Origin of the sequence: Moritella sp. 24, from assembly GCF_018219155.1 — a bacterium.
In the GTDB taxonomy this organism is placed as follows: domain Bacteria; phylum Pseudomonadota; class Gammaproteobacteria; order Enterobacterales; family Moritellaceae; genus Moritella.
In genome coordinates, this window is the sequence record NZ_CP056123.1 from 1,999,860 (window position 1) to 2,012,088 (window position 12,229).

A 12,229-nucleotide genomic window follows, 5' to 3' on the forward strand; every position below is an offset into this window, starting at 1 on the left:
GTGTAGATAGAAACGTTAAATAACATGCAGCGCGTTATAAACTAAAAAGGCTAACAGATTAATCTGTTAGCCTTTTTTAATGTATTAACTTAACGATGGATCAAATATGTTTATATAGACGCATCAAGTATTTACATTATTAATCAAACGTCACTTCAATGATATTTGCTACTTTCTTTGCTTTATCAATAGCATCAATCGTATTAATACCACGTGCTAAAGCAACACCTAAACGACGTTGACCTGCGATTTCTGGTTTTCCGAATAGACGGATTTGACTGCCTGTTACAGACGCAAGTGCGGGAGCTAACTGATTAAAACCAATGTTAGTCGAATGACCTTCAGTTAAGATAACCGCAGATGCAGATGGACCAAACTGTTGGATTTGTGTAATCGGTAATCCGAGAACTGCACGTACATGTAATGCAAATTCAGATAAATCTTGCGAGATGAGCGTAACCATACCCGTGTCATGTGGGCGTGGTGATACTTCACTAAAGAATACTTCATTGCCACGAATGAAGAGTTCGACACCAAATAGACCGTAACCGCCTAATTCTTTCACTACAGCAGCAGATACTGCTTGTGCTTTAGCCAGTACCTCGTCGCACATGACTTGAGGCTGCCATGATTCACGGTAGTCACCATCCTGTTGGCGATGACCAATAGGATCACAGAAATGGATACCATCGACAGCGCTGATAGTCAGTAGGGTAATTTCGTAATCGAATTTTACAAAACCTTCAATAATAATGCGGCCAGCACCCGCTCGTCCACCTTCTTGGGCATAGTTCCAAGCTTGTTCTATATCGTCTTCATCACGAATAATACTTTGGCCTTTACCTGATGAACTCATGACGGGTTTGATCACACATGGAATACCAATTTCTGCGACAGCAGCTTCGTATTCAGTTTTGTTATCGGTAAAGATATAAGGTGAGGTGGGGAGTTTAAGGGTTTCAGCTGCAAGTAGGCGGATACCTTCACGATCCATCGTCAGTTTAGTCGCACGTGCGGTTGGTACGATATTAACACCTTCTCGTTCTAATTCGAGTAGGGTGTCTGTTGCGATAGCTTCGATTTCTGGAATAACATAGTGTGGTTTTTCAAGTTCAATAATGCGTCGTAATGCAACACCATCTAGCATGCTAATGGTATGGCTGCGATGTGCAACCTGCATGGCTGGCGCATTGTCATAACGGTCAACTGCAATTACTTCAACTCCTAAGCGTTGAAACTCAATAGCCACTTCTTTTCCAAGTTCACCTGAGCCTAATAGTAATACACGTGTTGCATTTTTGCTGTTGGCTGTACCTAACATAACAATTCCCTATTAATTGATTATAAATTTGGTGGTCAAACAAATGATAATTCACTAACTTGTTGTATTTTAAGTACTATAGTTTAATTCAACTATATTATTTGGCAGCATGATATAGCGAATTAAATAAAAATGGAAGTTTTAAGTGATATTTAGGGTGAAATATCTAAAAGAGACTGTTTACTCAATTATGTGGGTATTTGATTCATCACAAAAGTTGATCCGTACAAACACAACATCAGAATTATCGTAATAATGCAACGACGACGATGAGTCAGGCCGTTTCGATTGAGTAAGCTGGGACGGAATAAAAAATTGAATGGATTAAATAAGGTTTGGTAACAGAAGAGTGAAATACCGTTTTTTCTTCCGTGGGTAACTAGTTGATAGAAATAATAAAAAAATCGAATTAATAAAAATGGAAACGCGACATAAATAACAGCAATAAAGGACAGTTCAATGGCTTCAATTTGTACTCTTACATTAAATATATTACGCCAATCATGGGTGAAAATCATGATAAATAAAGCACTGGAAAATACAGATGCAAAGATAAACAGCAGACAGTAACGGAATAATCGAGACCAGTGAAGAGTCGTATTTCGCATGCAAACCTCTTGGGTGTAACTTAATAATATGTAGATTTTTGTGCTATAGATCATCCTTGAATTGAAATTACATACCTATTTATGATTAAGAACAAGTTGTTATCGGCTTTTGTTTAGCATAATAGCCACACATCATTATTACTTACCTCATGAAGGCTTTTTTATGACAACATTAATTGAACGTTTTTTGCGCTACGTAAGTTTTGATACTCAATCTGATCATACTGTTGATGCCTGTCCAAGCACATCTGGACAACAAGTATTAGCTCAGCAACTACAGCAAGAGCTCATTGCATTAAACCTTGAAAGCGTCAAGCTAGATAGTAACGGTTACTTAACTGCGCGTTTACCGAGTAATATTAGCACAAGTGTGCCAACTATCGGGTTTATTGCCCATATGGACACCGCGCCTGATGCATCTGGTAAAGATGTCAATCCTCAGATTGTTGAGAATTATCAAGGAGGTGATGTTTCTTTAGGTCACGGAGAAATTTTATCGCCATCTATGTATCCTGAATTAAATCAGCTACACGGCGATACATTAATCACAACTGATGGTTCTACATTATTAGGTGCAGATAACAAAGCGGGTATTGCAGAAATTATTACTGCCATTGCTTATTTACAGGCAAACCCTGAAATTAAGCATGGTGATATTTGTATTGGTTTTACACCGGATGAAGAGATTGGTCGTGGAGCAAACCTATTCGATGTAAAAGATTTTGGGGCAGAGTGGGCATACACTATTGATGGCGGTCCTGTTGGTGAACTAGAATTTGAAAACTTTAATGCTAGTTCTGCCGATGTAATATGTCATGGCGTTAATGTTCACCCTGGTTCAGCGAAAGATAAAATGGTGAACAGCATGGGTATGGCTGCTAAATTCCAAGCCATGATGCCTTCAGATGAAACACCTGAATGTACTGAAGGTTACGAAGGCTTTTATCACCTAAATGCAATGCAGACGAGTGTGGCGAAAACAACGCTAAGCTATATCATCCGAGATTTTGATACGGCAGGGTTGGCTGAACGTAAAGCATTCATGCAGCAAAAAGTAGCTGAATTAAACGAAGTACTTGGTTGCGAGCGAATTGAACTGAAAATCAGTGATAGTTACAATAATATGCGTGAAATGGTTGAGCCACACGCACATATTATTGATCTAGCGAAACAAGCGATGATTGATGTTGACGTTCAGCCTGACATTAAACCGATCCGTGGTGGGACTGATGGTGCTAGATTGTCATTTATGGGACTTCCGTGCCCGAATGTCTTTACTGGTGGCTATAATTTCCATGGTATCCATGAGTTTATTACTGTGGAAGGAATGGAAAAATCGGTTCGAGTTATTGTTAGACTAGCTGAACTTACCGCGAAGAAATACGTATAATATGAGTGGTTACTTGATTCGTCTAAGCTAACTCGTCAAGCCAATTTATGGAAACATAAATTGGCTTTTATTATTCATTACATTCAGTTTTTCATCTACTAATACTTTGTTTTACCTAGAGTAATTACTTCCATATCTCCCATGATTAATCTAATTAAATCAACATATAATATACTTTATTATAAATTATTGATTGTTTATTTTTTGATAGCAGCCTTCGTTCTATTGTGTTAATTATACATTTATATAGTGATTAATATTTATTTATGCCAACATCAATTATGTATCAAGTTGTATAGGTATATATATGAAATCAAATGAAAGATTAATTTACATATTTATTATAATTGTATTAGTAAGTCTATTTTGGCTTATATCTATGAGTAGCCAAACTGAAAAAGATAAATACCTAAAGGCGTATAACTTTATTCAAAGAGAGCTCGACGATATCGCGCAACACTTCAATATCATTAAACTATCAGCCAGTAAAATTAGCCTAGATACGAATGCCTTAAGTGAAAACTATAACGTTGATATTAATGGTGATAGCTGCATCATTGGTGATCAAAACAACACGACAAATACGTTAGGTACATTTATAGCTAAAAGTTATGCTGATATTTGTATTAATACACAGTCAGAAGAGCATATGGAGTTATTATATGCATTAAATATAACCAAACTAATGCTTAATAACACGCCGAATAAAAAACTGAAATCGATTTATTTTATTTCTCAGAAAGGGTTTGTTATTTCATCAATTGATTCAGTCGTTAAATATTTTAATATTGAAAATTTTGACAAGATACTTTTTAATCGACCTTATATATTAAACTTTGAAAGTAAGCCATTTTTGTCAGATAGTTCATTTATTATTACCGGACCATATGATGACTTAATCACCGGAGAGAATACATTAACGTTTACATCGAAAGTGTATCGTAATGGAGAATCAATAGGCTATCTTAATTTAGATATACCTGCGAATATGTTCAATAATAAGATATGCAAGAACTGCTTTCTCAGCAATCGCCATATGAATATTGATAATATCTCATTGGAATTTGAGGTTGATAATATAACAACGGGGGTGTTTTATGAAAAAGAGTTCACACTCACTTCAATATTTATTAATAGCATCATCAATAACTATATCTATATTAGTATATTCATAGTGGTATCACTGTTGGTTTCTGCACAGTTAAACATGAGTTATCAGGTTAAGCGAAATAAACGCATCATGAATATATCGCATTTAGATGAGTTAACAGGGTTGTTAAATCGACGTGGTTTTACAGAGCAAGTTCAGCATTTACCAAATGCTGACTATCGAACAGTGACGATTATCGATATCGATCATTTTAAATCAGTGAATGACCATTTTGGGCACATGTTCGGTGATTATGTGATTAAAGAGCTTGCTGATTTACTTAAGGATCATATACGTAATGATGATCTTATATGTCGATTTGGTGGTGAAGAGTTTGTGATTATATTGTTAACTGAAAATTTAAGTGTGGCTAAGCTTATCTTAGCGCGTATACGAGAATGTGTTGAAGCGCATCACTTTAAATTGGGTAACGATAGTCATCGAATCACGATCTCTGGCGGTGTCGCGATAGTTGATAATAATGATAATTTGGCTCTGAGTTTAAAATCGGCGTTGAAGGTGGCAGATCAGCAGCTGTATACAGCAAAAGACATGGGCCGTAATCGTATAATTATTAACAATGAAGCTGACCCCATTTAAAATAGAACAAACAATGTCATACTAAAAATAGCCTATATGTTATCAGCGGCTTATAGGTTATTTTTGTATTAAGAATTATGTATTTTTATATATTGAAGCGATATTCAACTATATCTAAATAACGCTATTTTTTGTGTTGTTTCTTGTATTTGTAAATGTCAGTATCAAAACACTATGTCGTGCCTTGGAAGATAAAATGCAATATAAAGAACACTTCTCCTACCTATTTGTGATTATTATTTTAATTACTTTAGCCACATTAACATTGGTAGCTCGACAATCTGAAAAGGCAAAATTTATACAAGAATATACATTTATTCAATCGGAATTAGATGACATATCCGAGTACCTTAATGTTATCAAAATGTCAGCAGAACTTTTTAGACCGATAAATCAAAACATAGCAGATTTGTATGATGTTCGTGTCACGGCGAGGGACTGCTTAATTACAGAGCGTAATAAGCTGGTTTCGAGCAGTGCGTTTATGGCGATGGCATACAGTGAAATTTGTACTCGAAATAACTCCGAGGCCGCATTTGATTTACGCTATGCATTAAATATCACTCAATTAATGATAAATAATAATCCGACTGAAAAATTGAAATCAATTTACTTTATCTCTAAGAAAGGGTTTGTTATTTCATCACTTGTATCAGATGCTGAGTTTATTGCGGTTAAAGATTTCGAAGACATATTATTTAAACGACCTTATATAAAGAAATTTGAAAGTAAGTCTTACCTTCCTCAGAATGCATTTGTTATCACGGGTCCATATAGTGATATTGTTACTCATATTCCGATGCTGACCTTTACGACTGCATTATATATAGAAAGTCGTTTGGTTGGTTACCTGAACTTGGATTTGAAAGTGGCTGATTTACAAGGTGCTCTATGTAAAGATTGCTTTTTTAGTCAGAATAAATTAAGTGAAAATAACCTATCTTCTGAATTTTATATTAATGAATATCGGACTGGGCTTTATTTAGAAAAAGATTTTTCTATTACACATCTATTTTATAAAGCGATTAAATATCAATATATCTATATTGTTCTTGTACTTGGTTCTGCGCTGTTATTATTTTTACGATTTCGGATTAGAAGTGAAGTAAAAAAGAATGACTTGGTGTTGTCTTCATCTTATGAAGATGAGATGACAGGGTTACTTAACCGCAGAGGTTTTAAGAATAAAATAAAAACCAAAATGAACGGTAACTACATGGCTGTTTCAATATTTGATATAGATAACTTCAAAAAAATAAATGATACGTTTGGTCATCTCTTTGGTGATTATGTGATTAAAGAGTTATCTGTGATCTTACAGTCGAATGTGAGAGACGATGATCTGATATGTCGATTTGGCGGTGAAGAATTTGTTGTCATTTTAGCGGTTGATGATATTAGTATTGCGACTGAAGTACTGGAAAGAATACGAACTAAAGTTGAAAGTAATCTATTTGAGCATGATGGTATTCGAACTAAGGTTACAATATCATGTGGCGCCTTTGTGACGCATAAGAACTTGCTGTCAATCAATAATCAGTTTAAGCGAGAATTGAAAAAAGCGGATGATAATCTTTATAAAGCGAAAGGTGCAGGTCGTAACCGACTCGAATACAATATAGATAATAGAATTTAAGGTGAATCTATATCATTAATTTACAAGGTTAGCGTAGTCGATTAGGCCTAACGCCAACGCAGTCGTTAGGCATATCGACCTGACCTTGTAGAAACAACATGCAATGATTCAATTTTAAATTCAGAATCTTATTACTCAGTAAGTGTTTTTCATCTTGTAACTGTAACTCAAATATTAAATACCAAAAGATTTGCTCCTTTTGGCTGGCTATTTTACTGTCGACGACATTTAAAATCTGCCAGTCATGTAATATTTCCCAAATATAATCAATGAGAACGGTGTAACTTAGCTTATTTTTCATAAATAGCTGAATATGTCTGATTAACAATTCTGATTTCACCGTGATGAAATTACCTTCAAGCATACGATGCCTCCAACGACTAAATCACTGAAGATATCCATCAGTAAAGTGCACTGTGCGGTATTTTTAAAATCTGCCAGTCATGTAATATTTCCCAAATATAATCAATGAGAACGGTGTAACTTAGCTTATTTTTCATAAATAGCTGAATATGTCTGATTAACAATTCTGATTTCACCGTGATGAAATTACCTTCAAGCATACGATGCCTCCAACGACTAAATCACTGAAGATATCCATCAGTAAAGTGCACTGTGCGGTATTTAAACTTAATTAATCTCTTAAAACTTACTTAAGCATATGCCATGTTCTGCAGTTTGTATATTTATAGCATATTACACTTTGACTATAATTTATCAGGAACGGTATTGATGGAAAATATTTGGTTTTTAACTAGACTCAGACTATGGCGTACACACTCACTGGGTAGGATATAATGATTCAGGGATATAATCCGTTAATGCGCACTGTACTAGGCTTATTTTTATTTGTAGCCTCCGTGATATTTACTTCAAATGTTAATGCCTTAGAGGGGACAGGGCATAACAATTCAGATAATTCACTCTATGTTCGGCTTGGTGGATTAATGCCAATAACAGTTGTCGTGAATGATTTTGTCGATGTTGTTATCAATGATGTCGAGTTAAATAAAAATCCGGCCATTAATGCTTCACGAGCGAGGGTACCAAAAACGTATTTAAAATTTCAAGTGGCGACATTGGTTTGCCAAGTAACAAAAGGTCCTTGTGTTTATAAAGGACGAGAAATGAAAGATGCCCATAAACATTTACAAATAACAGAAAAAGAATGGTACCGGATGATCGTTTTGTTTAAAGAGGTATTAGCGAAACATAAAGTATCAGCAATGGAAACACATGATTTACTCGCTATTTTAGAATCAACGAAAGCTGATATTGTGACGGTTAAATAACGTTATTCAGACATGATAAGTGGCGTGATTAGACAGGCTTCATTGAGCATGAACGTTCAATGAAGCCTGTTTTATGATGGCCTGTTAATTAATTTACTTAACGACAAGTGTCAGTGTTGTTTGTGTGCTTTTGTCCGGTACATTACTTTGATGGCTCAATACGAATATACGACCAGCATCCACTTTACTGACATCGCGTAGATGTGTTTTAATTGCGTCAGCTCGCGCTTTTGCTAATCCTTTTAACTGCTTATCTGTTACCGTTTGACGCGTACTTGTTTCTTTATACAAACTACGACGCCAGACTTTATCGAGTGCTGATTCAGTTAATGAGGTTTGTTGTTTCGCAATGGCTACACGTAACGCATCTGCTTTTCCTTTTGTATCCTGTTCATACAATTCAATCAGCGCATCAGTTATGTCATTTGTTGATGAAATCGTTTCAGCATTTGCCCCCATGGCTATTGGAGTCCCTGAAGATTCGCTTAACTTCGTGTTTAGCGCCTCATTTTGCAGTGCTTTTTTATCTGTATTTGCATCGAAACTACCTTTGATGTTCAGTTTCAGCTGTGGTCGTTGTGCAAGGGCTTTCGCGAGTGAGTCTAATTTACTCTGCTCTGCTTGAGTTAATATGTATGAACCACTGGTGAAATTGATTTTATCCAATTCCTCCGTTGTATCAACAATACTTGCTAGTAATGTGAAAGGAGAGGTAGCCGCTTTTACAATTATATTTGTGAGCTGTTTTAGTAATATCTCGCCGACATTGAAGCTAGGATCATTTACATTACCTGACACATCAACGCCTAAATCAATGGCACCATTACTGTCTTTTAATAGTGGGATCGCAAGTGTAACGGGCAATAGAGTACCGGCATCGCTGTCTTTGGTATTATTCATATCCAATTGATCGATAAAGATTTGATTACTGCCTTCTAAATGTTCTTTTTCTAATTTGTATTTCAACGCGAGTGATAGTTGTCCTTCATCAATATCTAAGCCTGCATAGGTACCAGAGTAGGGCGTCATCGATGGTAGTTCAAAATTATCAAAGATGAACTCGATATCAATATAAGGCTGAGGGATAAGTGGGTTTATTTCCCCTTTCAATAGCATTGGCGCGTATTTATTAACAATCCCTTTAATGTTTAATTCCGCATTCTTTGTTGCAGTGGAAGATATTTTTCCAACATAGCCTGTTAATTCTTCGATGGTTGCTTCGAAGGTAGGTTTAAGTACGTTGTCGGTATAATCGACTTTACCTGCTGCTAGTGTGATCTTGTTTACTTCAATCAGCATTGGCTTTTCAGATGAGCTTGTTTCTTCCTTTGTTTTTATTTTTTCTGTTTTACCTTCGACTGTTTTATTCGATGGTTTTGATTCGACAACGAGGTCTGAGATATTTGATGTTTTATCCGCAGCCATAATTACTTGAGCGTAAGGCTTCACTAATGACACGTGGTCGATGAGCAGGCTATTAGCTTTCTGGTCGAACTTAAGGTTATTGATATTAAACGTTTGCCATTTAACGAGTGTTTTATCCAATGTTTTATCGTTAATCGCAAGCGCTTCTAGCTTGATAGCACCGTTAAAGCGAGCTGCACCTTGTGCATTCGCATAGAGGCTACCTTTGGTCGTGAATTCACCGCTTTCGAGCTGAATGTTTACGTAGGGGCTAAGGTAAGGTTGGAATTGTGCCAAATCTAATTTAGTTAAGCTTATTTTCGCATCAAGCGCTTGTTGCTTTACATCGGCATTACCTTGTGAAGCGAACGTGCCTTTATCATTGATGGTTAGCTCTAGGTCATATTCAATCGGTGTGTCTAGGCGACTTGTTAATGTCTTGGTGTGTAGATTAATTGGAAATACACGCCATTTTGTTGCATTTGTCATCATTGACTCGACAACATTGATATCGTAGTTAGTTAAATTGAACTCGCCAAGTGTTACTAACCATGCTGGTTTATCTTCAGTATCATTCGTTTGAGTTTTATCATTACCTGCATCCACTGTGGCTGGGTCTGTGTCTGTAGAACTTGAAGTGTTAGATTCGGTGTCACTGTTCGGTACTTGCTTTGGAGTGAAAGCAGTCGCTAAATCAACAACACCTTCTTTATTCACATGCGCATTGACTTGGAGTCCATCAGTACTGATATTGTCTAAGCCGATTTGTTGTTGTAGCAGGTCAACTTTGATGCCTGCGATAGTTAGCAAGGGTAAGTTGACAATCTCTTTCTCTGTTGCCGTAAATGCTAATGTACGTAATGAAAACTGGCCTAACGTTGTGATGAATTGTGGCTCATCATCAATGATTTTGAATTGGTAGTCTGTCGCAAAGTCGAGAACACCGGATTCAAGTTTCGCCGTGAGCTGTTCTGCTATAAATGGCCAGAATGTGATTAATTTAATATGCTTGAGTGCGAGATCACCTTTTACATCTAATGGTGATAGTTGAAAGCGACCTTCTGTTATGACTGCGCTATTATCAGCACCTTCAATACTCAGGTTGTAGTTATTGTAAGGTGTAGGCACATTCGCTTGCTTTGGATTATCTAGCATTGCAAGGCTATTGAACGCGGTTAAGCCAATGTTGATGGCTGGATAATCTAATACAGCACCAGTCGGGCGATCTTTAAAATTAAATGCTGTATTGGTAATACCTATGTTGGCAATTTGAATGTGTGGTAATTCACTCTCTTCATTGGTTTCTTCAACAGTGGGTTCTACGGTTTCTGATGGTGTCGCTTGTGCTGCGATATGCTCAGGAATGTCAGAGAAATTGAATTCACTTTCATTTAACTTTTCAATGTTGGCAAAGGCTTTATCAACTTCTATTGTTTCAACATTGATACTGCCATTAAATATGCTTTTCCATAGATTGACCTGTAGTGTTAAACGACCAATACCAACGAAATCTTGTTGCGCTTGTGTTTGAATTTCAAAACCTTGAATTTCAAATTTGAGCGTAAATGGATTAATAGTCACGTCTTCTATCAGTACTGGGCGGCCAAGTAGGGCACTCATTTTTTCTGGCGCGATACTTTTCGTCAGATAAGGTACCAGTAAACCTAATAATAAGGCATACACTAAATAGGCAACCAACGTATAACTTAATAGGCGTTGATAGCGTGGCGCACGTGAAAATCGTTGTCGGAAATTTGAAAAGTTAGCTGCCATTAGAAATGTAAATCCTTTTAAATACTGATAGTAATACTAATTATAGAAGACTAAAGAGATCCATAACAGTAATTATTCTAACCATTGTTGATGTAACTGTTCACTATCACCTAAATAATCAAGTAACCATTCCACTGCTGGGCTCATTCGTTTGGTATTCCAGGCTAAGCAGCAGTCACTCACTGGAAGGCTAGTGATAAGTTGTTTCTCGATGAGCTCACCTGTTGATAATAGCTTATTTGCCATGTGGGCAGGCATAATTGCGATACCTAAACCACCTTTTAATAGTTGTGTTGCGCTGTGCCAATTAGGGACAACTAAGCGGCGTTGATTATCAAGTAACCAGGTTGTTCGTTTCGGTAGTTTTCGGGCCGTATCTTCCAAACAGATAACGGGATATTTCGCGAGTTCTTCGTTTCCGATTGGCTGTGTTGCTGCGGCCAGTGGGTGATTAGGACTGATAACAAATGTCCACTTTAATTCGCCCATAGCACGGTAGTCAAAGCCGCCACTAACGGGGATAGATGCCGTTGCGCCAATGGCGATATCGGCACGAGAATCGACGAGCGCATCCCAAACACCATTATATACTTCCATCGTGAGTAGAAGTTCGACATCGGGAAAGGCGTTATAAAAGTCACCGACCATGGTATTAATACGTCCCTCATGGACGACATTATCCAATGCAAGTGACACGCTTTGATTCCACCCATTCGCGACACGTTGGGTTTGGAATTTCATGTGGGCCATTTGTTTAAGTAATTTACGTGATTCGATAACAAAGTATTCACCCGCGGGTGTTAACTTTACTTTTCGGTGTAACCGAATGAACAGTTCAACCGCTAAACGGTCTTCAATGTTACGCACCGTATAACTGATTGCACTGGGCACTTTACATAATTCATCTGCTGCCGCCGTGAAACTCCCACGTCGCGCAACAGCGTCGATAACCTGCAGATCTTGTTGAGAAAACATACACATCAAATTTTTTGAAAGCAATGGTGAAATATTAGCGTTTCTCAAACGGAATGACCAGTATTAAACTAGCGCCATCA

8 protein-coding genes are annotated in these 12,229 nt (G+C 36.9%); 4 read left to right on the forward strand and 4 right to left on the reverse strand.

Annotation, left to right across the window (positions count from 1 at the left end; all coding sequences use genetic code 11):
• Positions 1–139 precede the first annotated feature (139 nt).
• Complete coding sequence (gene purT, locus HWV00_RS09045; RefSeq protein WP_211685756.1) at positions 140–1,321, reverse strand: formate-dependent phosphoribosylglycinamide formyltransferase; 1,182 nt, start codon at positions 1,319–1,321, stop codon at positions 140–142.
• Between the two features lie 771 nt (positions 1,322–2,092).
• On the opposite strand from purT, the gene pepT reads away from it, so the two are divergent.
• From pepT to HWV00_RS09060, 3 genes are all read left to right on the forward strand, one after another.
• Complete coding sequence (pepT, locus tag HWV00_RS09050; RefSeq protein WP_211685757.1) at positions 2,093–3,319, forward strand: peptidase T; 1,227 nt, start codon at positions 2,093–2,095, stop codon at positions 3,317–3,319.
• Between the two features lie 379 nt (positions 3,320–3,698).
• On the forward strand, positions 3,699–5,069 hold the full coding sequence (locus tag HWV00_RS09055) for a diguanylate cyclase (protein WP_211685760.1): 1,371 nt from the start codon (positions 3,699–3,701) through the stop codon (positions 5,067–5,069).
• 196 nt (positions 5,070–5,265) lie between these two features.
• A complete protein-coding gene (locus HWV00_RS09060) occupies positions 5,266–6,705 on the forward strand; it encodes a diguanylate cyclase (RefSeq protein ID WP_211685762.1) in 1,440 nt (479 codons plus the stop codon).
• Positions 6,706–6,733: 28 nt separating this feature from the next.
• Here the strand turns inward: HWV00_RS09060 and HWV00_RS09065 are convergent, their stop codons facing one another.
• Positions 6,734–7,069: a hypothetical protein gene (locus HWV00_RS09065; RefSeq protein ID WP_211685764.1), complete on the reverse strand. Its 336-nt coding sequence runs from the start codon at positions 7,067–7,069 to the stop codon at positions 6,734–6,736.
• A 457-nt stretch (positions 7,070–7,526) separates the two neighbouring features.
• On the opposite strand from HWV00_RS09065, the gene HWV00_RS09070 reads away from it, so the two are divergent.
• The gene (locus HWV00_RS09070) at positions 7,527–7,997 is read left to right on the forward strand and encodes a group 1 truncated hemoglobin (RefSeq protein WP_211685766.1); all 471 of its coding nucleotides are present in this window, start codon (positions 7,527–7,529) and stop codon (positions 7,995–7,997) included.
• Between the two features lie 93 nt (positions 7,998–8,090).
• Here the strand turns inward: HWV00_RS09070 and HWV00_RS09075 are convergent, their stop codons facing one another.
• Together HWV00_RS09075 and punR are read right to left on the reverse strand one after the other, a co-directional pair.
• On the reverse strand, positions 8,091–11,174 hold the full coding sequence (locus HWV00_RS09075) for a DUF748 domain-containing protein (protein ID WP_211685767.1): 3,084 nt from the start codon (positions 11,172–11,174) through the stop codon (positions 8,091–8,093).
• A 72-nt stretch (positions 11,175–11,246) separates the two neighbouring features.
• Positions 11,247–12,149, reverse strand: coding sequence for a DNA-binding transcriptional activator PunR (punR, locus tag HWV00_RS09080; protein ID WP_211685769.1), 903 nt, complete (start codon positions 12,147–12,149; stop codon positions 11,247–11,249).
• Between the last annotated feature and the right edge of the window lie 80 nt (positions 12,150–12,229).

Bases quoted from the DNA above. Each gene is read 5' to 3' on its own strand.
- purT (WP_211685756.1), bottom strand. From the start codon at position 1,321: ATGTTAGGTACAGCCAACAGCAAAAATGCAACACGTGTATTACTATTA.
- pepT (WP_211685757.1), top strand. From the start codon at position 2,093: ATGACAACATTAATTGAACGTTTTTTGCGCTACGTAAGTTTTGATACT.
- HWV00_RS09055 (WP_211685760.1), top strand. From the start codon at position 3,699: ATGAGTAGCCAAACTGAAAAAGATAAATACCTAAAGGCGTATAACTTT.
- HWV00_RS09060 (WP_211685762.1), top strand. From the start codon at position 5,266: ATGCAATATAAAGAACACTTCTCCTACCTATTTGTGATTATTATTTTA.
- HWV00_RS09065 (WP_211685764.1), bottom strand. From the start codon at position 7,069: ATGCTTGAAGGTAATTTCATCACGGTGAAATCAGAATTGTTAATCAGA.
- HWV00_RS09070 (WP_211685766.1), top strand. From the start codon at position 7,527: ATGCGCACTGTACTAGGCTTATTTTTATTTGTAGCCTCCGTGATATTT.
- HWV00_RS09075 (WP_211685767.1), bottom strand. From the start codon at position 11,174: ATGGCAGCTAACTTTTCAAATTTCCGACAACGATTTTCACGTGCGCCA.
- punR (WP_211685769.1), bottom strand. From the start codon at position 12,149: ATGTTTTCTCAACAAGATCTGCAGGTTATCGACGCTGTTGCGCGACGT.